This is a genomic window from Streptomyces sp. JNUCC 64 (genome assembly GCF_054484115.1).
Genome location: NZ_CM137015.1, coordinates 1,788,120 through 1,811,814 on the forward strand (window position 1 = coordinate 1,788,120; position 23,695 = coordinate 1,811,814).

The 23,695-nt window shown below is 76.0% G+C and carries 7 protein-coding genes; all 7 read left to right on the plus strand.

Annotation, left to right across the window (positions count from 1 at the left end; genetic code table 11):
* Positions 1 to 91: 91 nt before the first annotated feature.
* On the plus strand, positions 92 to 6,739 hold the full coding sequence (locus ACVWNX_RS07015) for an amino acid adenylation domain-containing protein (RefSeq protein WP_454413014.1): 6,648 nt from the start codon (positions 92 to 94) through the stop codon (positions 6,737 to 6,739).
* Between the two features lie 79 nt (positions 6,740 to 6,818).
* Entirely contained in the window at positions 6,819 to 8,177 is a 1,359-nt protein-coding gene (locus ACVWNX_RS07020) for a SidA/IucD/PvdA family monooxygenase (RefSeq protein WP_454413015.1), read from the plus strand.
* Positions 8,174 to 14,299, plus strand: coding sequence for a type I polyketide synthase (locus ACVWNX_RS07025; RefSeq protein WP_454413016.1), 6,126 nt, complete (start codon positions 8,174 to 8,176; stop codon positions 14,297 to 14,299). The genes ACVWNX_RS07020 and ACVWNX_RS07025 overlap by 4 nt, the downstream gene beginning before the upstream one ends.
* Entirely contained in the window at positions 14,292 to 15,467 is a 1,176-nt protein-coding gene (locus tag ACVWNX_RS07030; RefSeq protein ID WP_454413017.1) for an acyl-CoA dehydrogenase family protein, read from the plus strand. Before ACVWNX_RS07025 ends, ACVWNX_RS07030 begins: the two co-directional genes overlap by 8 nt.
* Positions 15,468 to 15,516: 49 nt before the next feature.
* The gene (locus ACVWNX_RS07035) at positions 15,517 to 21,744 is read left to right on the plus strand and encodes an amino acid adenylation domain-containing protein (RefSeq protein ID WP_454413018.1); all 6,228 of its coding nucleotides are present in this window, start codon (positions 15,517 to 15,519) and stop codon (positions 21,742 to 21,744) included.
* Positions 21,731 to 22,540, plus strand: a complete 810-nt coding sequence (locus tag ACVWNX_RS07040) for an SDR family NAD(P)-dependent oxidoreductase (protein ID WP_454413019.1) — start codon at positions 21,731 to 21,733, stop codon at positions 22,538 to 22,540. The genes ACVWNX_RS07035 and ACVWNX_RS07040 overlap by 14 nt, the downstream gene beginning before the upstream one ends.
* A gap of 64 nt (positions 22,541 to 22,604) precedes the next feature.
* Positions 22,605 to 23,609 (plus strand): ABC transporter substrate-binding protein, encoded by a 1,005-nt coding sequence (locus ACVWNX_RS07045; RefSeq protein WP_454413020.1) that lies wholly within the window; start codon positions 22,605 to 22,607, stop codon positions 23,607 to 23,609.
* Positions 23,610 to 23,695 lie beyond the last annotated feature (86 nt).

Consider the following 23,695-nt stretch of genomic DNA (forward strand, 5'->3'; position numbering starts at 1 on the left):
TGCCGCCCGGCACCCCAGGGCGGACCGCCGCGCGCGGTGACGACAGGACGGATGCCCCGCTGCCGGGGAAAGAGTGATGAGGAGAGGCACGATGGGCGCGACGGACACCGCTGCGGCGGAGCGCGACCGCAGACGCAGACTGGCGGCGCTGCGCAAGCGCGTGGCCGAGAGCGGCGGCGCGACGACGGAAGGCACGGAGCCCGAACCCCTCGCACCCGGAGCCGAGACTCCGGCGAGCCCCGCGCAGCAACGGCTGTGGCTCCAGCACGCCGCCGACGCCACCGGGGCCGCGCTCAACGTGGGCACCGCCCTCACCCTGCGCGGGCCCGTCGACGTGCCCGCCCTGACCGCCGCCGCCCGCGCGGTCGCCGGTCACCACGAGATCCTGCGCACCCGCTACACCCTCACCGGCACGGGCGAACTGCTGGCCGTCCCCGACCTGACGGCCGACACGCTGCCGGTGACCGTCACCGACGCCCACGGCGGCGACCTGGACGCGCTGATCTCCGCCGAACTGCGGGTCCCCTTCGACCTGGAGACCTCCCACCCGGTGCGTCTGACCCTCTACGCCGAGGGCCCCGACCACCACACCCTGTTGCTGACCGCCCATCACATCGCCTGGGACGACGCCTGCTGGGCGATCTTCTTCGACGACCTCGCCGCCGCCTACCGGGGAGACGCCCTCGCCCCGGCGGTCCCCTACGCGCGGGCCGCCCACGCCATGGAGCGGGAGCGCTCGGCGGCGCTGCCCGCCCTGCGCGGGCACTGGGCGGACGCCCTGGCGGGCGCGGACCCGGCCACCGGCCTCGGCAGCACCGCGGCCCGGGACCACACCGGCGTCTGCCGCTCCCACGAGACGACCCTGGACGCGTCCCTGTCCGGGACGGTCGAGGAACTCGCCAGACAGCGCTCCACCACCCCCTTCGTGGTGCTGCTCACCGCCTTCGCGGCGGGACTGCACCGCCACACGGGCAACGACCGGGCCGTGATCGGGACCCCCGTGACACAGCGGGACAACGGACTGTGCGACCGCTCCCTCGGCTACTTCGGCAACGTCGTGCTGCTGCCCCTCACCGCCCCGGCCGGCCACGGCCTGGGCAGCCTCGCGGAACGCACCGCGCGCACCGTCGCCGACGCCCTCCAGCACCAAGACCTGCCCTACGACGAGGCGGTACGGCTGCTGGGCGCCGCCGGACGGCCCCGCCCGATCGAGGTCAGCTTCGGCGTCGAGGACGCCGGAGTCCATCTCGCGCTGCCCGGCGTGGCGGTCGAGGCCCGTGCGGCGCGCGGCGGGATCGGCCAGGTCCCCCTGTCCGTGATGGCCCGCCGCGCCCCGGACGGCCGCTGGACGCTGCGCTTCGAGTACCTCGAAGACGCCTTCCCCGACGGCCGGATCGACTCCCTGGCGCGGACCACCCTCCGGGTGCTGCGAGCGGCCCTGCGGGACCCGGACACCTCCTTCGCCGAACTCCCGCTGGTCACCGGGGAGGAACGCGAACTGCTCCTGAGCCGGGGAACCTCCCCGGCGTTCATCGGGCCCTGGCGCTCCGCGACGGACCGGATCGAGGCCCGGGCCGCCGCCCAGCCGGACGCGGTCGCGCTGCGCACGGCCGGGTCCACGCTGACCTACCGCGAGCTGAACGACCGCGCGGCGGCCGTCGGCCGGTGGATCGCCGCCCGGGGCATCGGCCCCGAGGACCTGGTCGCCTGCGCGCTGGGACGCACCGTGGACAGCGCCGTGATCGCGCTCGGGGTCCTGAAGTCCGGTGCGGCGCTGCTGCCCCTGGACGTGGCGCACCCGGCCGACCGCCTGGCGCGGCTGCTGGCCGAGGCGGCCCCCCGCCATCTGTTCACCAGCGCCGCCACCGACGACCGGGTACCCGAGGGCGCGGTGCCGCGGACCGTCGTCGACTCCCCCGCCTGGCACGCCGGACTGGAACCGTTCTCGGGCCTGGGCGAGCTGACCGATCGCGACCGGGTGCGCCCGCTGCGTCCGCAGAACCTGGCGTACGTCATCTACACCTCGGGGTCGACCGGCGCGCCCAAGGGGGTGGGCACCACCCACGCCGCCCTCGGCGACCACCTGGAGTGGCTGACCGGCCATTTCCGGGACACCCACGCCGAAGGCGAGAAGGTCCGCTGGCTCCAGCTGGCCTCCCCCGCCTTCGACGTCTCCCTCGGCGAGCTGCTGGGCCCGCTGTGCGTCGGCGGCGAGGTGCTGGTGCCCCGGGCGGGCGCCGAGACCGACCTCGACCTGCTCTTCGCCGAGGTGGCCGCGCTGGAGGCCACCGTCGTCCACGCCGTGCCGTCCTTCCTGAACTACCTGGCGGCGGCGGCGCCGAAGAGGCCGCTGTCCTCGCTGCGCTGGCTGCCGGTCGGCGGCGAGGCGCTGCCCGGCGAGCTGGCCGACCGGGTGCGCGCCCGGTTCGGCACCGGTGGCAGGCTGACCCTCGGCAACTACTACGGGCCCACGGAGACCACCCAGTCCGTCACCGGCTACCGCGTCGAGGGTCCGCAGGGGCACCGCACGGTCCCCATCGGACGGCCCAAGTGGGGGAACACCGCGCTGGTCCTGGACTCCGCGCTCGGCCTCGTCCCGCCGGGCGAGACGGGAGAGCTCTACCTCGAAGGCAGCTCGCTGGCCCGTGGCTACCTGGGCCGCCCGGCGCTCACCGCCGAGCGCTTCGTGCCCAGCCCGCTCACCCCCGGCCACCGGCTCTACCGCACCGGGGACCTGGCGCGCTTCGGCGCGGACGGCGAACTGGAGTTCGCCGGACGGGCGGACGACCAGGTCAAGATCCGTGGCTTCCGCGTGGAACCGGGCGAGATCGAGGTGGCGCTGCGCGCCCAGGACGGCGTGGAGCAGGCCGTCGTCGTCGCCCGCGACCAGGCGGAGACCGGAACCGGGCTGGTGGCCTACCTCACCCCGGAGGGAAGCCGGGACATCGACCTGGCGGCCCTGCGGGCCCGGCTGGCCGCCGTGCTCCCCGCCCACATGGTGCCCGGCGCCTTCGTCGTCCTGGAGAAGCTGCCGCTGACCCCGGCCGGCAAGACCGACCGCCGAGCGCTGCCCGAGGCGCCGCCCGAGGAGACCGCCGCCTTCCGCCCCCTCGACGACGTCCTGGAACGCGAGCTGGCCGCGCTCTTCGCCGAACTCCTCGCACCGGCCGACGAACCGCCGGTCGGGGACCCGGCGGGCATCGGCGTGCCGACGGTCGGCGAGGTGCCGACGGTCGGCGGACGCCGGGTCGGTGCCGACACCTCCTTCTTCGAACTGGGCGGCCACTCGCTGCTGCTCACCCGTCTGCTGTCGCGCGTCCGCCACCGGTACGGCACCGTCGTCTCCGTGCGGGACGCCTTCGCCCACGCCACCCCCGCCGGGCTCGCCCAACTGGTCCGCGACGGCGCCGGGGACGACCGGGACTCCGGCTCCGCCCCGCCGCTGACCGCCCGGAACCGCCCGGAGACCGTCCCGCTGTCCTTCGCCCAGCAGCGCGTCTGGTTCGTGGACCGGGTCGAGACCGACAGCACCACCTACAACGTGCCCATCGCCCTGGACCTCACCGGTCCGCTCGACACCGACGCGCTGCGCGGCGCCCTCGGCGATCTGCTGCTGCGGCACGAGAGCCTGCGCACCGTCTTCCCCGACCACGAGGGCGTCGGCCGCCAGGAGGTCCTGGACGACCACCGGGTCGAACTGCCGGTGACCGAGACGGGCCCCGGGGAGCTGGAGGCCGCCCTCGCCGGGGCCGCCGCGCACCCCTTCGACCTCAGCGGCGAACGGCCGCTGCGCGCCGCGCTGTTCCGGGTGTCCGAGCACCACCACGTGCTCTCCCTGCTGCTCCACCACATCGTGTGCGACGAGGTGTCGGCGCGCCTGCTCGTCGACGACCTCACCCGCGCGTACACGGCCCGGCTGGACGGCGGCGGCCGGGACGGCTCCCCGGTGCTGCCCCCGCTGCCCGTCCAGTACGCCGACTACGCCCTGTGGCAGCGGGAGCGGCTGGACGCCCCGGACGGCACGGCCGACCGGCTGGCGGAGTTCTGGCGCGGCTATCTGGCCGATCTGCCGCAGGACACCGCCGTGACCCCGGACCGGCCCCGTCCGGCCCGGCCCGACCCGGCCGGTGGCGTCGTCCCCTTCGCCTTCGACGCCGACGTCCGCCGGGGCGTCGAACGGCTCGCCGAGGCGACGGGCGCGACGCCGTTCATCGTGCTGCAGGCGGCCGTCGCCACCCTGCTGTGCAAGCTCGGCGCCGGTGACGACGTGCCGCTCGGCACCCCCGTCGCCAACCGGCCCGACGAGGCGGTGACCGAGGCCGTCGGGCTCTTCGTCAACCTGCTGGTGGTGCGCAACGACCTCACCGGGGACCCGACCCTGGAGGAGATCGTGCGCCGCGCCAGGGCCCGCGCCGTGGACGCCTACCAGCACGCCGAACTGCCCTTCGAGCGGATGGTCGAAGCCGCCGGGGCCGAGCGTTCGCTGAGCGTCAACCCGCTCTTCCAGGTACTGGTCCAGCTGCGGGACGAGGAGGACTTCACCCTGGCGGGCGGCGGGCTGCGCTGGCGCTCCCTGCCCCAGCACACCGCCACCGCCAAGTACGACCTCTCCGTCAACTTCGAGCCCAGCGGGCACTCCGGCGGCTGGCACGGAGAGCTGATCTACCGGCGCGACCTCTACGACGAGGCCACCGTGCGCCAGCTGGCCGACCGGCTCGGCCTGGTGCTGCGCGCCATGGGCGGGGAGCCCGGACGGCGGCTGCACACCCTGGAACTGGTCACCGAGGCGGAGCGGCGGCTGATCCTGGACGAGTGGAGCCGGGGCCCGGAGGCGGCCCCCGGAACCCCCGACACCCTGCCCCGGCTCGTCGAACGGTCCAGGGCCGCGCTCGACCTGTCCGGCGACGGCGAGCGGACCGCCGTGGAGTGCGCGGGCAGCGCCATCGGCTACGCCGAACTCCACCGGCGCAGCGACCGGCTGGCCCGGCTGCTGCTGGCGCGCGGCGCCGGACCGGACCGCTTCGTCGCCCTCGCCGTACCCCGCTCCATCGACATGGTGGTCGCGCTGCTCGCGGTGGTGAAGACCGGAGCCGCGTATCTGCCGCTGGACCTGCGGCTCCCCGCCGAACGGCTGGAGTTCATGATCGGCGACGCCGCCCCCGTCGTCGTGCTCACCCGCTCCGACGCCGTGGACGGCCTGCCCGGCGGCGCGGCGCCGCTGCTCGTGCTGGACGGCACCGAGGCGGTGGCCGCACTCGCCGCGCAGTCCGGCGAACGGCTGCCCGAGGAGGTGTCCCACCGGGTCCGGGGCGAGAACGTCTCGTACTTCCTCTACACCTCCGGGTCCACCGGGGTGCCCAAGGGCGTGATCGGCACCCAGCGGGCCTACGCCGCCCGGCTGTCCTGGCAGCCCGTGCGCTACCCCGTGGCGGAGCCCGACGTCCGGCTCTGCCAGGGCTGGCTGAGCTTCCACGACGGCGGCTGCGAGATCCTCGCCGGGCTGATCGCCGGGGCCCGGCTGGTCGTCGCCGACGAGGCCGAGGCCCGTGACGTGGGCAGTCTGACCGGTCTGATCGAGGACAACCCGATCGGGCAGGTCACCGCGGTTCCCACCGCCGTCAACGCGCTGATCGGAGTCTCCCCGGAGGCGGTCCGCTCGGTGCCCCGCTGGATCAGCAGCGGCGAGCCCATGACCGCGACCCTGCTGCGACGGCTGCGGGCCGTGGCGCCGGACGCGGAGGTCGTCAACAACTACGGCGCCACCGAGCTGAGCGGCGGCGTCGTCCGGGGGCCGATGCACCGTCACGGGCTCCATCTGGGCACCCCCGTGGACGGCGCACGGGTGCTGGTCCTGGACCGCCACCTCAACCTCTGCCCGCCCGGGGTGCCCGGCGAGGTGTACGCGGCGGGGCCCCAGCTGGCCCGTGGCTACTGGAAGCGTCCCGGTCTGTCCGCCGCCCGCTTCCTGCCCGACCCCTACGGCGACGTCCCCGGCACCCCGCTGTACCGCACCGGGGACCGGGCCCGCTGGAGCCGGGACGGCCGGCTGCTCTTCGAGGGGCGCACCGACCACCAGGTGAAGCTGCGCGGGATCAGGCTGGAACTCGGTGAGATCGAGGCCGTCCTGCGCCTGGCGCCCGAGGTGGCGCTGGCCGCCGCCCGCGTCCACCAGCAGGACGACTCCACCCTGCTGGCCGGGTACGTCACCCTGGCCGACCCGGGCGCCGACCGGGACGCGGCACTCGCCTCCGTCCGCGAACACCTGGCCCGGGAACTCCCCCTCTATCTGCATCCGTCGGTGCTCACCGTGCTGGACGCCATGCCGCTGACCGGTTCCGGCAAGCTGAACCGGCCCGCCCTGCCGCTGCCCGACCCGCGCACCTCCGGGACCCGGCAGCCCCCGCGCGGCGCCACCGAGGAGGCCGTCGCCGCGCTCTTCGCGGACGTGCTCGGCACGGCGGATATCGGGCGCGAGGACGGCTTCTTCGCCCTCGGCGGGGACAGCATCGTCTCCGTCCAGCTCGCCAGCCGGGCCCGTGCCAAGGGGCTGCGGGTCACCGCGCGGATGGTCTTCGAGAACCCCACCGTCGCCGAACTGGCCGAGGCGTGCGAGCGCGCCGGGGCCGACGACGCCCCCGGCCGCGCGGCCGGTCCGGGCACGCCCGCCCCGGACACCGAGGTATCCGGCCTCGACAAGGACACCCTCCAGGCGCTGCTCGGCAGCTGGAAGCGAGCCTGACGTGCCCGCCGCGGCATCCCCCGACACCCACGCAACCCCGCCCCCGGCGGGACCGTACGGAAGCTGGAGCACCGAGCCGATGGAGTCGCTGTCCCTTCAGGACGCCGAACGGCGCTTCGGCGCCGGAAGACCCGAGACGCGGGGGCTGATCTGCGTCGTCGGCGCGGGCCCCAAGGCGCTGGCCACTGCGGCCAAGAGCCAGGTGCTCAGAGCGCTGGGCGTGGACGCGCCCCGCGTGCTGGTCGTCGAACCCTATGACGTCGGGGCCAACTGGACGGCCGTCGGCGGCCGTACCAACGGCCGTCCCCGGCTGTCCACCAGCCCGGAGAAGGACCTCGGGTTCCCCTACGTCTCCCGGGGGCACGGCGACGGGATCGACGCCGCGGTCAACACGCGGATGCAGGAGTTCTCCTGGACGGCGTTCCTGGTCTCCACCGGCCGCTACGCGGCCTGGGTCGACGCCGGACGCCCCAGCCCGCGTCACGCGGACTGGGCCGCCTATCTGCGGTGGGCCGCCGAGAACGTCGACTTCCCCCTGGTCAACGGCTGGGTGCGGGGGCTGGAGACCTCCGGCGGCCAGTGGGAGGTCACGGTCGAGGGCAGCGCCGGAGGGTCCGCCGTGCTCTGGGCCGACCGCGTCATGATCAGCGGCCCGGGCCCGCACGACGGCCGGCTCGCGAGCGACGCGGTCTGCAGCATCGAGGAGTTCTGGCGGCTCGGCCTGGACACCACGCTGGTCGACCCCAGCGTCGCCGTGGTCGGCGGAGGGGAGACCGCCGCCGCCGTCGTCGAGGACCTGATCCGCCAGCACTCCGGCCGGACCACCGTGATCAGCCCGTACCCCGTGGTCTACAGCCGGGGCGAGGGCTTCTTCGAGAACGCCCTCTACTCCAGCCCCGAGCGCTGGCGCGAACTGCCGGAGCGGGACCGCCGCGAGGTCATCGCCCGTACCGACCGGGGGGTGTACTCGCCCCGCGCCATCGAGGCCATCTCGACCGAGGCGGCGGTGCTGCACCAGCAGGGCACCGTCACCGCCGTGCGCCGTGCGGACACCCAGGTGGAACTGACGCTGCGCAACCCGGGCCGGGCCGAGCGCACCTGCCGTTTCGACGTGGTCATCGACGCCACCGGAGCCCGTCCCGACTGGTTCCTCGACCTGCTGGGGGACCGGGCCCGCGCCGCCGTCGCGGCGATCACCGGCGACGCCCGGGAGCCCGCGGAAGCCCTGGAGCGGCACATCCGCGCGGACCTCTCCGTCGACGGCCTGCTGCCCAAACTGCTGCTGCCCACCCTCGCCGCCTACGCGCAGGGCCCCGGGTTCGCCAACCTGAGCTCGCTGGGACTGCTGTCGGACCGCGTCCTGGCCGAGGACCCGGGCGCCCCCGCGCCCGCCGCCCGGTCACGGGTCTCCCTGCCGGAAGGCGGCGAGCAGGCATGACCCACCCCGAGCAGGGTGCCCCGGACCGGGGCGCCCGGAAGGAAGACGCCCCGGGGCGGGCCCGTCAGGACATCGCCGTCGTCGGCCTCGCCTGCCGGGTGCCCGGCGCCGACACCCCCGACGGGCTGTGGCGCCTGCTGGCCGAGGGCCGCCGCCCCGAAGGCCGCGCGCCCGAAGGCCGCTTCGCGGACCCGGACGTCCCGGCCGAGGTGCGCGCCCGGGTCGGGCAGGGCTCCTACCACCCGGACGCCGGGCGCTTCGACGCCCGTCTCTTCCGCGTGTCCGACCGGGAGGCCGCCGCCATCGACCCCCACCAGCGGTGGACGCTGGAGCTGGCCTGGACCGCCCTGGAGGACTCCGGTCAGGACCCCTCGGCACCGCGCGAGCGCGACCTCGGCGTCTTCGTCGGGTCCATGGGCGCCGACTGGGCGATGGAACACGCCTCCGGCCGCCGCGCCATCGGCCCGGGGACCCTGGCCGCCACCGCCCCCTCGATGATCGCCGCCCGGGTCTCCCACGCCTTCGGGCTGCGCGGCCCCAGCCTCGTCGTCGACACCGGGCAGTCCTCCGCGCTGGTCGCCGTCCACCACGCCGCGCAGGCCATCCGGGCGGGCGACTGCGCCGGAGCGCTGGTGACCGCCGTCAACCTCAACCTCTCCACCGAGAACGCCACCGCCACCGCCTCGTTCGGGGGCCAGTCGCCCTCCGGCCGCGCCACGCTCTTCGAGGACGACGCCGACGGTTACGTGCGCGGCGAGGGCGGCGCGGCCGTCCTGCTGCGCCCCCTCGCCGACGCGCTGCGCGACGGGGACCGCGTCCACGCCGTGCTCCGGGGCGGCGCCGTCACCCACGACGGCTCCGGCACCCCGCTGGTGCCCTCCCCCGAGGCGCACGCCCGGACCATCCGGCGGGCCTGCGCCGCGGCGGGGGCCGACCCCGCCGCCGTCGGCTTCGTCGAACTCCACGGCACCGGCACCCCGGTCGGCGACCGCGCCGAGGCCGACGCCCTCCGCCAGGTCTTCGCCCGCCCCGGTGGCACCGGACCCGCTGTCGGCTCGGTCAAGACCACCGTGGGCCATCTGGAGGGCGCGGCCGGACTCCTCGGCCTGGTCAAGGCGGTGCTGGTGGTCTCCCGGGGGACGGTGCCGGGCACGGCAGGGCACCGGGGCGGCGCCCTGGCCCGCCGCCTCGCCGACGACGGGATCACCGTGCCCGCGTCCCCCGTGCCGCTGCCGCCGGGAGCCCTCGCCGGTGTCAGCTCCCTGGGCATGGGCGGCACCAACTGCCATGTGGTGCTCGCTCCGCCGCCGGTGGCCACGGCCCCCTCCCCCGCAGCGGGGACACCCGCCCCCGAGGCCGTTCCCGTGACCCTGTCCGCCGCCTCCCCCGAGTCGCTGCGGGCCACCGCCGCCGCGCTGCGCGACTGGGCCGGGGCGCGGGGCGAGCGGCTGGACCGGCCCGGAGCCCTGGCCTCCGTGGCCCGTACCCTCACCACCCGGCGCGCCCGGCTGTCCCGGCGCGCCTCCTTCACCGCCCGCTCGGCCGCCGAACTCACCGACCGCCTGGACCGGATCGCGCGGGGCGTCCCGGGCCCTGCCGTGCACACGGGCGACGGGCCGCGCACCCGGACCGCCTTCCTCTTCCCCGGGCAGGGCGCCCAGCGGCCCGGGATGGGCGGCGGACTCCTCGGACTGCCCGGCTACTCCGAGCGGTTCGACGCCGTGGCGGCGCACGCCGACCCGCTGCTCGACGTCCCGCTGCGCGAGCTGACCCGGGCCTGCGACCGGGCGGCGGACGACCATCCGCTGCACGACACCCGCTACGCCCAGATCGCCCTGTTCGCGCACGGGGTGGCGCTCAGCGGCTGCGCCGAGGACCTCGGCGTGCGCGCCGAGGTGCTGGGCGGCCACTCCGTCGGAGAGCTGACCGCCGCCCATCTGGCGGGCGTGCTCGACCTGGCCGACGCCGTACGGCTGGTGGTCGCGCGCGGCGCCGCCATGGCCGGGGCCGGGCCCGTCGGCGCGATGGTCTCGGTACGGGCCGGGGAGGGCGAGGTGCGCGAGACGCTCGCCGCCCTGGGCTCCGAGGTGGAGATCGCCGCCCTCAACGGCCCCGCCTCCACCGTCGTCTCCGGGGACCGCGCCGCCGTGCTCGCCTGCGCCGAGGCCCTGCGCGCCGGTGGACACCGCACCCGGCTCCTGCCGGTCCGCCACGCCTTCCACTCCCGGCACATGGACCCGGTGCTGGCGGAGTTCCGCGCCACCGCCGCCGCGCTCGCCTACCGCGCGCCGACGCGGCCGGTGCTGTCCAACCTGAGCGGGCGGTTCGCCGAGGGCGGGGACCTGGTCACCGCCGACTACTGGGTACGGCACGTCCGTCACACCGTCCGCTTCGGCGACGGCCTCGCCGCGCTGCGGGCCGACGGCGTCCGGCTCTGCCTGGAACTCGGTCCCACCCGTACGCTCACCCCCCTGGTGAGGGCCGCCGGGGAGGACGGCTCCGGGACGGCCGCCGCGTCCTTCGGGCACGAGGAGCGCTCCGAATACCCCGCCTTCCTGGACGCGTTGACGCTCGCCGGGGCCCACGGCCACCCGGTGCGGTGGCACGCGCTGCCGGGTCTGGACGCCCCCGGCTGGACGCCGCTGCCCACCTACCGCTTCACCGGGGACGACCACGGGCCCGGCGGACGGGCCGAGGCCGCCTCCCGCCCGTCCGGCACCGCGACCGGGACCCCGGAACCGTCGGCGGAGGCGCTGCGGGACCCGCTGGCCCTGGTCCGTACGGTGATCGCCGAGGTACTGGACACCGCCGACGTCCACGCCCGGTCGGCCGACACCCCGCTCGCCGACCTGGGAGCGACCTCGGTCGACGGCCTGGAGCTGCGCGCCGAACTGGCCTCGCGCACCGGCCTGGACCTCGCCGCGTCCCTCGTCTACGACCACCCCACCCCCCGGGCGCTGGCCGAGCACATCGCCGCCCGCCTCGGGCGGCGCCCCGGTGGACCCTCGGGTCCCCCGGCCCCCGCGCGAGCGGTGCGGCGCTCCACCGGCTCCGGGCCGGAGCCCGATCCCGTGGTCATCGCGGCGGCGGCCTGCCGGTACCCCGGCGCGGTGTCCTCCCCCGGGGAACTGTGGCGGCTGGCGTCCCACGGGCCGTACGCCGTCGGGGACTTCCCCGAGGACCGGGGGCCGCACTGGTCCGACGAGCGGATACGGGTGCGGTCCGGCGGGTTCCTGGCCGACGTGGCGGGCTTCGACGCGCCCTTCTTCGGCATCTCGCCGCGTGAGGCCCGCGCCATGGACCCGCAGCAGCGGATCATGCTCGAACTGTGCTGGGAGTCGCTGGAGCGCGCCGGGCTCGACCCGCGCTCCCTGCGCGGCACCGAGACGGGGGTGTTCCTCGGCGCGATGGCGGGGGACTACGCGCAGGCCGCCCACGAGGTCGGCGACGAACTCGGCGGACACGGACTGACCGGCACCTCCAACGCGGTCCTCTCCGGGCGCGTCGCCTACCACCTGGGCCTGACCGGACCGGCGCTGACCGTCGACACCGCCTGCTCCTCCTCCCTGGTCGCCCTGCACCTCGCGGTCGGCTCGCTGTCGCAGGGAGAGTGCGGGATCGCCCTGGCCGGTGGGGTCACGGTCATGTCCACGCCCAGGATGTACCGGGATTTCGAGCGGCTCGGCGGACTGTCCGCGGACGGCCGCTGCCGCCCCTTCTCCGCCGACGCCGACGGCACGGTGTGGAGCGAGGGCGCCGGAGTGGTGGTGGTGACCCGCCGCTCCGAGGCGCGCCGCCGGGGCCTGCCGGTGCTGGCCGTCGTCGCGGGCAGCGCCGTCAACCAGGACGGGGCCAGCAACGGCCTGACGGCACCGAGCGGCACCGCGCAGCGGCGGGTCATCGAGCGGGCGCTGGCCGACGCCGGTCTGCGTCCCTCGGACGTCGACGCCGTGGAGGCGCACGGCACGGGAACCGTGCTGGGCGACGCCGTCGAGGCGCAGGCGCTGATCGACAGCTACGGCGCCCGCCGGACGGGCACGGACGGCGACCCGGGCCCGCTGCGCATCGGCTCCCTGAAGGCGCTGACCGGGCACACCCAGGCCGCCGCCGGGATCGGCGGGGTCATCACGGTCGTCGAGGCGCTGCGCCGCGCCGAACTGCCGCCGACCCTGCGCGGCACCGAGCCGACGCCCAAGGTGGACTGGCCGTCCGACGCCGTGCGGATGCTCACCGAGTCCGTCCCGTGGCCGCGCGGGGGACGGGTCCGCCGGGCCGCCGTCTCCTCCTTCGGCATGAGCGGCACCAACGCCCACCTCATCCTTGAGGATCCGGACCAGGACCCGGACGACCAGGGCGCGAGCCCGGCCCCGTCCCGGAGTCCGCAGCCCCCGCCGGGAACCGGCCCGTCCCGGACCCCCCTGCCGTTCGTCGTCTCCGCCGCCGACCGGGAGTCGCTCGACTCGCAACTGGGCCGACTGGGCACGGCACTGGCCGGGTCCGGCCCGGGGCTGCCGGAGGCCGCCCGCACCCTCGCCACCCGCCGGGCCGCGCTCCCGCACCGGGCCGCCGTCGTCGCGCACGACCGCGCCGGGCTGCTCGCCGGGCTGGCGGCGGCACGGACCGGGGCGCCACGGGACGGGGTGGCGCGCGGCACCGCGCAGGGTGAGCACGCCGTGGCCTTCGTCTACCCCGGCCAGGGCTCCCAATGGCCCGGGATGGGCCGACGGCTGCTGCGGGAGGCCCCGGCCTTCGCCCGGGAGGTGGCCCGCTGCGCGGACGCCTTCGCTCCCCATGTGGACTTCTCCGTCACGCGTCTGGTCGCCGGGGAGGAACCGGCCGGTGTCACGGACTCCCTGGAGGGCGTCCAGGTGGCGCTGTTCACGATGATGGCCGGGCTCACCGCCCTGTGGCGGAGTAGCGGCGTCGAGCCGGACCTGGTGCTCGGCCACTCCCAGGGGGAGGTGGCGGCGGCCTACGCGGCCGGGGCCCTGTCCCTCCGGGACGCGGCCGCCGTGGTCGCCGTCCGGGCGCGGCTGCTCTCCTCCCTGGCGGGCACCGGCGCCATGACCGTGCTCGGCCTGGACGAGGCCGAGACTAGGCGGCTGCTGGCCGGACGCGGTGACGGCTCCGTGGAGGTCGCCGTCTGCAACGGCCCGGGCAGCACCGTGGTCTCCGGACCGCCGGAGGCCGTCGAGGAGCTGGCCGAGCACTGCCGGCGTGCCGGGATCCGTACCGTCGCGGTCGCCGTCGACTACGCCTCGCACTCCGCGATGGTGGAACCGGTGTCCGGTGCGCTGGCCGACGGGCTCGCCGGGATCGTGCCGCGCCCGGCCCGCGTCCCGTTCTTCTCCACCACCCGGGCCGACTGGCTCACCGGCACCGAGGTGGACGCGGGCTACTGGTACGAGAACCTGCGCGGCACGGTCCGCTTCGCGGACGCGGTGGCCGCCGTCAGCGGTGCCCGTCCCACCGCGTTCGTCGAGGTCAGCCCGCACGAGGTGCTCACCGCGCCGATCGCCGCGGTGCTGGACGGTCTGGGCGGACGGCCGGTGCCCGTCGTCGGCAGCCTCCGCCGCGACCAGGGCGGCCACCGCGACTTCCTCGCCCGGCTCGGCGACGCCTGGACCCAGGGCGTCCCGGTCCGCTGGGACGGCGCGTCGCCCGGGGAGCCGGGGGCAGGTCCCCTCGGGGAGGCCGTCGCCCTGCCGCCCACGCCCTTCCGGCACCGGCGGTACTGGGTCCGGACGGGCCCCCAGGCTCCCGCCCGGCCCGTCCCGGCGGTCGCGACGGCCCCACCGGTCCCGCCGACTTCGCCGCCGCCCGGTACGGAGGCCGTCCCCGGCACCGCGCCGGGCCGCGGGGACGCCGAGGCGGCCGTGCTGGCCCGGGTCACCGAGGTGCTCCAGCTCCCGCGCGACCGGGCGGCCGAGGAGGACGACCGGTCCTTCCGGGACCTGGGCCTGGACTCGCTGACCACGATCGATCTGCGCCGCCGCATCCGGGAGTCGCTCGGGGTGCTGGTGCCGGTCGACGTCTTCCGGACCCAGGACACCCCACGACGGCTCGCCCACTGGGTGCGGGACCAGCTGACCACCACCGAGGAGGAGCGGCGCGATGCCTGAGACGGCACCACGATGGACCGGACTGACCGCGGCCGACGCCGCGTTCACCGAGGAACGGCTGCCCGGTCTGCTGGACCGGCTGGCCGGGTACCCGCTGGCCGAGCTGGAATCGTCCGGCAGTCCGGTACTGCCGCTGTTCCGTGCGGCGGGCGGCCCCGGGCTGCTGATCCCCGCCCGCCACGGCGGCCTGGGCCTGGACTGCGGCGAGGCGCTGCGGGTGCAGTCCGCGCTCGCGACCCGCTCCCCCTCGCTCGGCGTGGGCACGATGATGCACCACCTGGCGGTGGTCTCCTTCGTGGAGTACCTGCGCGTCCACGTGGGTGACGACGCCCCGCAGTGGTCGCTGCTGGCCGCCGTCGCCCGGGACCGCCGGCTGCTCGCCTCGGCTTCCTCCGAGGCCCGCCGGGGCGACGACGCCCTCGTGCCGCGGACCACCGCGACCGCCGTCGCGGGAGGGGAGGAGTTCCTGCTGAGCGGCGCCAAGAAGCCCTGCAGTCTGGCCCGTTCGATGGACATCCTCACCACGAGCGTCCGGGTGTGTTCCGAGGACGAGCGGGACGGCACGGTCGCCCTGGCGGTCATCCCCGCCGGTCTGGACGGGATCGAGGTGCGGCCGTTCTGGAACAGTCCGGTGCTGGCCGCCGCCGAGAGCGAGGAGATCGTCCTCGACGGGGTGCGGGTGCCCGCCGTGATGCTGTTGCCCGGAGGGCACCCCGAACGCGGCATGGACGAGCTCCAGACCCGGGCGTGGATCTGGTTCGAGATCCTCGCCTGCGGCACGTACCTGGGCACCGCCCAGGCGCTGTTCGACCGGGCCGCGCACGCCCCGCGCACCGATCGCCGGGCGCTGGGGGAGGCGGCCGCCGAGCTGTACGCCTGCCGGGCCGTCTGCGCCGCCGCGGCCGCGACCTTCGACGCGGGCGCCCCCGCCGGGAAGGCCATGGCCGACGCGCTGCTGGCCCGGCTGCACGTGGAGGAGCGGCTCCCCGAGCTGTGCTCCCGGCTCGCCCGGCTGCTCGGCGGACTCGCCTTCGTCACCGGCCCGGACCCCGCCTATCTGCTGTCCGCCGCCCGGGCCCTGGCCTTCCACCCGCCCGGCCGGACGGCCGCCGCCGACTCCGTCGGCAGGCATCTGGCGGGCGAGCCGCTCGACCTTTCCATCTTCTGAGGAGCACGACTGTGTCACGTCATCGTTCGGAGTCGGAGTGAGCATGGGGATGCCGATAGCCCACCTGGTGCTGCGCGTCCGGGGCGAGCTGCCCGACGGGTGCTGGGCGACCGCCCCCGGCGGGGACGGCCGCCCGGCCGCGCACACCGCCACCGCCGACTTCTCCGGGCAGGAGCCCGCGGCGGCCCGGTCCGCCTTCCGGGAGGTGCAGCGGGAGCAGTGGCACGACGCGCTGTCCCGCCCGGACGGCGACTGGACGCTGCGCGTGGTGCGGATGCCCGCCGAGCCCGACGACCCCGGCGGCCTCGGGGCGCCCGGGGAGCCCGGGGAAACGCACCTGGTCTCGTTGGCCGCGCCCCGGTCGGCGGCCACCGCCCATCTGCCGTACGCGGCGGCCGTCGCCCTGTGCGCCGGACTCCGGGACGGCGCGCCCGCCACGGTGACGGACGCGGTCCGGGGCGCCGGTCCCGGCGGTGACACCGGCTCGGGTGACGTCGGCTCGGGTGAGGCCGGTCCCGGCGGTGACTCCGGTCCCGGTCAGGCCGGTTCCGGCGGTGACACCGGGTCCGGTGACGCCGGTTCCGACGGTGACACCGGGTCCGGTCAGGCCGGTTCCGACGGTGACACCGGGTCCGGTGAGGCCGGTTCCGACGGTGACGCCAGCTCCGGTGAGGCCGGTCCCGGTGACGCCGGTTCCGCGCCGCGCCCGAGGTACGCCGAGCGGCGCCGCGTCCACACCGCCGTGTCCGACCGGATTCCGGAGGAGCGCCTGCGCTCCTGGCTCTCCGCGCTGCTGCCCGCGGCCTCGCCGGGAAGCGTCCGCGACGCCGGTGAGGGCCCCGCCGACGCGCCCTGGCGCACGGCGCACGCGCCCGACCCCGAGGGCGGGTCCCTGCTGCTGGTGGACCGGGCCTGGGTACTGGACCTGCCCGGGGACGCCGCGGGTCCGGGCCGTGCGGTCACCGTCGAGGAGCACAGCGAGGACCCCCGGCACGCCTACCCGCTGACCGTCGAGGTGCGCGTCCGGGACGACGGCGGCCGTACCGCCGTCGTCGACCACGACGTCACCGCCGTTCCCCGGGCCGACGCCGACCGGCTGGCCGGGCGCCTCGCCCGGGGCGAGGACCTGCCCGCGCCGGACGCCACCGCGCTGCCCGTCCGCATCGCCCGCCGGATCACCGGCACGCCCGACGCGCCCGCCGTCGTCCGGGGCGGCAGCCGCCTCGACTACCGGACGCTGGGCGAGCGTTCCGCCGCGCTGGCCGGGCTGCTGCGGCGGCACGGCCACGGACGCGGCAGCGTCATCGGGGTCGCGCTGCCCCGCTCGGTCGACGCCGTCGTCGCGATCGTCGCGATCCTCCGCGTCGGCGCCGCCTATCTGCCGCTGGACCCCGCCTACCCGCGCGACCGCCTCGACCACATGGCCCGGGACTCCGGGGTGCGGACGGTGCTCGGCGACCGCACCACCCTGGCCGCCTACCCGGAGCTGACCACCATCGCGGTGGACCTCGCCGCCGAGGGCGGCACGGCCGCGGACGACGGGCACTGGACGCGGACCGGCCCCGACGACGCCCTGTACGTGCTCTACACCTCCGGATCGACCGGCACCCCCAAGGCCGTGGTGCACACCGTCGGCGCCATCGGCAACCTGGTGGACTGGCACGGGCGCACCGCCACCGCCGAGGCGGACGGCCGGGTCCTGCAGTTCGCCAGCCTCAACTTCGACGTCGCCAGCCAGGAGATCCTCACCGCCCTGGCCGCCGGTAAGTGCCTGGTGCTGCCGGAGGACGAGGAGCGCACCGACCCCGAGGCGCTGGTGCGGCTGCTGGCCCGGCAGCGCGTCACCGAGTACTTCTGCCCCCAGGTGATGCTCCAGGAGGTGTGCCGCGCCGCGCGGGAGACCGCCACCGCGCTGCCCGATCTGCGGCACGTCTACCAGTCCGGCGAGCCGCTGGTGATGAACGACTGGATAGCCCGTTTCCTGGACGCCAACCCCCAGGTCACCCTGCACAACCACTACGGCCCCACCGAGACCCACGTCATCACGGGTTTCCCGCTGTCCCGGGGCGGGCGCGGCCACGCGCGCGGCCCGGTGCGCCTGGGACCGCTGCTCGACACCTGTGCCGCCCAGGTGCTCGACGAGGAGCTGCGGCCGGTGGCGGTGGGCGCGGTCGGTGAGCTCTACGCCTCCGCCCGGCAGCTCTCCCGTGGCTATCTGGGCCGTGCGGCGCTGACCGCCGAACGTTTCGTCGCCGACCCGTTCGGGCCTCCCGGTTCCCGGATGTACCGCACCGGGGACCTGGTGCGGCTGCTGCCGGACGGGCAGCTCGCCTACGTCGCCCGGGCCGACTTCCAGACCAAGATCCGTGGCCATCGGGTGGAGCCGGACGAGGTGACCGCCCGGCTGCTGGACGCGCCGGAGGTGGCCAACGCCGCGACCGTGGCCCGCACCACCACCGGCGGTGCCAAGGTGCTGGTGTCCTACGTGGTTCCGGCCGCCGGTGGTGCCCCGGACCTGGCCGACCGGCTGCGCGACCGGCTGGCCGCCGCGCTCCCCCCGTACCTGGTGCCGTCCGTCGTGGTGCCGGTGGCCGCGCTGCCGCTGACGCCCAGCGGCAAGGTGGACAAGGCCGCGCTGCCCGAACCCGGGTCCGTCGCCCGGCCGTCGGTGGCCGCCGACGCGGGCGGGACCGTCGGAGAGGTCACCCGTATCTGGGCCGAGGCCATCGGGACGGGTGAGCCCGGCCCGGACGACGACTTCTTCCAGGCGGGCGGCAGTTCGCTGGCCGCCATCGCGGTCGTCGCCGCCGTGCGCGCCCGTTTCGGGGTCCGCGTCGGGGTCCGGGACATCACGGCCCACCCCCGGCTGCGGGACTTCGCCGCCCTGGTGGAGGACCGCGCCCGGGGAAGCCGGGAGGACGACGGCCAGCTCGCCCTCGTCGCCCGGCCCGACCTGCGCTTCGCCCCCTTCGACCTGCTCGACCAGCAGCAGGCGTATCTGATGGGCCGGGGCGGCGACATCGAGGGCGGCGGCGTCGCCTGCCACCTCTACCTGGAGTACGAGGGACGTGAGGCGACCGGTCCGGGCGACCCCGACGGTCTGGACGTCCAGGAGGCGGAGCGGGCCCTGCGCCGGGTCATCGAGGCGCACGACATGCTGCGCACCGTCTTCGACGAGGACACCATGACCCAGCGGGTGCTGCCGCCCGCCGAGGTGGCGCCCTACCGCTGCGAGACGGTGGACGCGGTCGCCGACCCCTCGGCGGCGGACCGGGTGCGCCACCGGCTCTCCCACGAGACCCGTCCGCCCGGTGTCTTCCCGCTGTTCAGCGTGGTCTTCGTGCGGCTGCCGGGCGGACGGCTGCGGATGTGCGTGAGCATCGACGCGCTGCTGGCCGACGCGCGGGGGGTCCAGGTGCTGTTCGACTCCTGGGCCGCCGCGCTGCGCGGTGGGGCCGCCGCCCGTCCCGGGACGCCCTCCTTCCGTGACTACGTCGCCGCCGTCGCCGGTATCCGCGAGACCCCCGAGTACCGGCGGGCCGCCGCCTACTGGGCCGAACGGCTCGACTCCCTGCCCGAGGGCCCCCGGCTGCCGCGCCGCGGCGGCCCGGACGTCTCCACCGGCGCACCCGTCTTCGTCAACCGCCGCCATGTCGTCGGCGCGGAGCGGTGGTCCCGGGTGTGCCGGGCCGCCTCCGAACGCGGGCTCACCCCCACCTCGGTGGTGCTGGCCGCCTACGCCTGGGCACTGGCGCAGTGGGCCGACGAGCCGCGTTTCGTCCTCAACGTGCCGCAGATGAGCAGGCACCCCGTCCACCCCCGGGTGGACGACGTCCTGGGCGAGTTCGCCTCCTTCACCCTGCTGGAGGTCGACGCCTCGGGCGTCTCCTCCTTCGAGGAACTCGCCGCCCGGGTCCGCGACCGGCTGGTGAGCGATCTGGACCACCGCCACTTCAGCGGCATGGACGTCACCCGCGAGCTGATCCGCCGCCGGGGCGGTGTCACCGGCGCGCTCGCCCCGGTCGTGATGACCAGCGAACTCGGCGTCGGCGACGGCGTGGACCGGATCCTCGACGGCCGCCTCCACGAGACCTTCGCGCTCAGCCAGACCCCGCAGGTCTGGATGGACCTGCTGCTGCGGGAGCGCGAGGGGGCCCTGGTCCTCAACTGGGACGTGGTCGAGGAGCTGTTCCCGGTGCCCGTGGTGGACGGCGTCTTCCGGCTGCTCGCCGGGCAGTTGGAGGTGCTGGCCCGGGACGGCGCCGCCTGGTCGGCCCGTCCGCTCCCCGCCGTCACCGCGGAGCGGGCCGGGGAGCGCGACCGGGGGCCCGAGCGCGAGCCCTCCGGTGTCTGGCCGCACGTCGTGATCGACCGGCTGGCGACCGCCGACCCCGGCGCGCCCGCGCTCGTCGACGGCGAGGTCACCGTCACCCGGGGCGGACTCGCCGCCGCCCGCCGGGCGGTGGCCGAGGCGGTCGGCGCGGCGCGCGGCGGTCCCGCCGACCCGTCCGAGCCGGTCGCGGTGCTGCTGGAACGCGGCTGGCGGCAGTACGCCGCCTGCCTCGGTGTGCTGGAGGCGGGCCATCCCTATCTGCCCCTCGCCGACGACCTGCCGCCCGGGCGGATCGCCGCCGTGCTGCGCCGGGCGGGCGTCCGTCTGGTCGTCACCGACGCCCCGACCGCCAAGGCCGCCGGGCTCGCCGCCCTGGAAGGCGTGCGGACCGTGGACGTCTCCACGGTCCGGCCGGACGCCGCGCCGCCCTCCGGTCCCCCTCCGGCCGACGGGCGCGGGCCGGAGGACCTGGCCTACGTGCTCTTCACCTCGGGGTCCACCGGCGAGCCCAAGGGCGTCCCGATCACCCTCGGCGGGCTGGCCAACTGCGTGGAGCACACCGTCGATTCCTTCGGGCTGACCGCCGGCGACACCTCGCTGGCGCTCGCCTCGCTCCACCACGACCTGTCGCTGTTCGACCTGTTCGTGGTGCTGGGCGCCGGAGGCACGGCCGTACTGGGCGGGCGGGGCTGCGCCGCCGACCCCCAGGAGTGGGCGCGGGCGGTCGCCCGCCACCGGGTGACGGCGCTGTGCGCGGCACCCGCCGTGGTGGAGATGCTGCTCGACGGCGCGGGAACCGGCGGGGACCTGGAGTCCCTGCGGCTGGTCCTCACCGGTGGCGACTGGGTGCCCCGGCCGCTGTTGCGGCGGCTGCGCGGGGCGGCTCCCGGGGTGCTGCCGGTGAGCATCGGCGGCCCCACCGAGACCACCGGCTGGAACATCTGGCACCCCGTCCCCGACCCGGACGCCGACAACGGCGCGTGGGCCTCCGTCCCGTACGGCCGTCCCATCTCCCGCACCCGCTACCGGGTCGTGGGCGACGGTCTGACGGACCGCCCGGACTGGGCGACCGGCGAACTGCTGGTCGCCGGAGCCGGGGTGACGCCGGGATACCTGGCCGACCCCCAGGACGCCCGCCGTCGTCACCGCACGGACCCCGCCACCGGCGAGACCTACTTCCGCACCGGCGACCTGGGCCGGTGGCGCGACGGCGTCATCGAGTTCATCGGCCGCCGGGACGACCAGGTCCAGATCCGTGGACACCGGGTCGAGCCCGGGGAGCTCGCCGCCTTCCTCAACGGCTGCCCCGGGGTGCGGCGGTCGGCCGTGCTGACCCTGCCGCCGGGCGAGCGGCACGCCGTGCGGGGGCTGGCGGCCTTCGTGGTGGTCGACGGCGACGCCGACCCCCACGCAGCGGCCGAAGCCGTCCGGGCCGAGACCTGGCGAGGACTGCCCGCGCAGCTGCGCCCGCAGCGGATCGTCGTCGTGGACACGCTGCCCACCACCCGCAACGGGAAGGTGGACCGCGAGGCGCTGGCCCGCCGGTACGAGGAGGAGCAGGCCCGGGCCGGTTCCACCGCCCCGGAGGGAGCCCCGGCGGGGGCGGAGGACGCCCTGGTGTGGCTGGTCCGGGAGATCTGGTCGCGCCATCTGGACGGCGTGCCGGTCGGCCCCGAGGACAACTTCTTCGCGCTGGGCGGCGACTCCCTGACCGTCTCCCGCGTGGTGGTGGAGCTGCGGGAGGTACTGGCCGGTGCGCGCGTCCGCCCCGGCGGCGTCTTCGCCACCCGCAGCGCCGCCGAGTTCGCCGCCCATCTGCGCCGGACGGAGGAGCACCCCGACCGGCTGACGGAGATCGCCGGGCTGTACCGGGAGATCTCCGCGATGACCGACGACGACCTGGACGTCTATCTGGAGGAGGAGGGGTCCCGTGCCGACGACTGACCCGGCGCCCGGAACGCGCGGAACCCGGCCGCGCGCCCTGATCACCGGGGCCAGTTCGGGCCTCGGAGCGGCCTTCGCCGACCGGCTGGCACGGGACGGGCACGACCTGGTCCTGGTCGCCCGCGACGCCGGGCGGCTGGCCGAGGTCGCCCGGCGGGCCGGGGAGGACCACGGGGCGGACTGCGTCGTGCTCGTCGCCGACCTCACGTCCGCCGCCGACCGGCGGAAGGTGGCCGAGCGCATCGAGGAGGGGGTGGACTTCCTGGTCAACGGCGCGGGCTACGGCCTCTCCGGAAGCTTCTGGCAGCTGGACCGGAAGGCCCTGGAGGACCAGCTCGCCGTCAATGTGACGGCGCCGCTGGAATTCACCCACGCCGCCGTGCGGACCATGCTCACGGGCGGCGGCGGCACCGTGGTCAACCTGTCCTCCATCACCGGACTGATCCCGGGCCGGGGGTCCACCTACGCCGCCGCCAAGGCGTGGACCCGCTACTTCTCCCAGGGGCTGAGCGAGGCCCTGCGGGGGACCGGGACGCGGGTGATGGTGCTGTGCCCGGGCTTCGTCCGCACCGAGTTCCACGCCCGGGCCGGAATCGACGTCCGCCAGGTCTCCGAAGGCTGGTGGATGGAGCCGGGCGACGTCGTCGACCGGTGCCTCGCGGACGTGGCACGCGGTCGGACCTTCTCGCTGCCGGGACTGCGCAACAAGACCTTCATCGCGGTGGTGTCCCGGCTGCCCCGACCGCTCGCCCAACGCGTCAACCGGATGCTCGGCAACGCCGGCGCCCGGGCCTGACCCCACGACCACCCCTTGCCGCACCCCGTGGCAACGCACCACTAAGAAAGCGAAGAACCCCAGAATGAGAACCCGTCGAGCCTTCGCCGCAGTCGCGCTGGCCGCCCTTCCGCTCCTGCTGACCGCCTGCGGCGACGGCGACCCCGCGCCCGCCAAGGCCACCAAGGACGCCAAGGCCCAGAGCGCCCCGGCCCTGCGCGAGATCACGCACGACCTCGGCACCGTGAAGGTGCCCACCAAGCCGGAAGCCGTCATCGCCCTCGACGAGGTCGCCGGACTGACCCTGCTCTCCTTCGGCATCAAGCCCGACGCGGTCTACCTGGCCAGCGCGCAGCCGCGCGCCCAGGAGATCCTCACCGCCAACGGCGTGGAACTGCGCAAGATCGAGGTCGGTAAGACGCCCGAACTGGAAAAGCTCACCGAGGACGGGCCCGACCTGCTGGTCGGCACCGGCGCGGCCGGGGCCACCGGGCAGAACTACAAGAGCCTCAGCCGGCTGGCCCCCACCGTCGTGCTGCCCATCGAGGGCGAGTGGCGCGAGATCGTGCGCAAGACCGCCGGCTTCTTCGGGAAGGAAGAGACCGGCAAGCTTCAGATCACCGCGGCCGAGACCGTGCTGCGCACCGCCAAGGACGCGGTGAAGGGCAAGCGCACCCTCTCCCTGCTGGGCAACTCCTTCGGCGCCAACGACTTCACCATGCCGCCGCACGTGCCCATCTCCACGCTGATCGCGGAGGCCGGTTTCACCCGTCCCGCCTTCCAGCAGAAGAAGGCGAAGGGGTACTCGGTCCCGCTGTCGAAGGAGTACCTGCCGGAGCAGGACGCCGAGCTCATCGTCATCCCGCGCGGCGAGTTCTACACCCCTGACGCGCTGACCAAGAACCCGGCCTTCAAGGCCACCGGAAAGGTCGTCACCCCGGACGCCGACGTGTGGTTCGGCATGTCCGGCTTCGCCTTCTACGCGTCCGCCCACGACCTGCGCGCGCTCGCCTCCGGCAAGGGCGAACTCAGCTCGGCCGACAACATCAAGGACATCTGGGCCGCCTACCGGGAAGCCACCAAGGGCTGATCCCGGGAGCCGCCGCACCGCGGCGGACACGCGGTGCCCCCGTGGCCACGGGGGCACCGCGCCACCAGCCGAGACGACAGGCCGAG

Excerpts from the sequence above, each read along its gene's own strand:
- ACVWNX_RS07015 (WP_454413014.1), top strand. The coding sequence starts at position 92 with ATGGGCGCGACGGACACCGCTGCGGCGGAGCGCGACCGCAGACGCAGA.
- ACVWNX_RS07020 (WP_454413015.1), top strand. The coding sequence starts at position 6,819 with ATGGAGTCGCTGTCCCTTCAGGACGCCGAACGGCGCTTCGGCGCCGGA.
- ACVWNX_RS07025 (WP_454413016.1), top strand. The coding sequence starts at position 8,174 with ATGACCCACCCCGAGCAGGGTGCCCCGGACCGGGGCGCCCGGAAGGAA.
- ACVWNX_RS07045 (WP_454413020.1), top strand. The coding sequence starts at position 22,605 with ATGAGAACCCGTCGAGCCTTCGCCGCAGTCGCGCTGGCCGCCCTTCCG.
- ACVWNX_RS07035 (WP_454413018.1), top strand. The coding sequence starts at position 15,517 with ATGCCGATAGCCCACCTGGTGCTGCGCGTCCGGGGCGAGCTGCCCGAC.
- ACVWNX_RS07030 (WP_454413017.1), top strand. The coding sequence starts at position 14,292 with ATGCCTGAGACGGCACCACGATGGACCGGACTGACCGCGGCCGACGCC.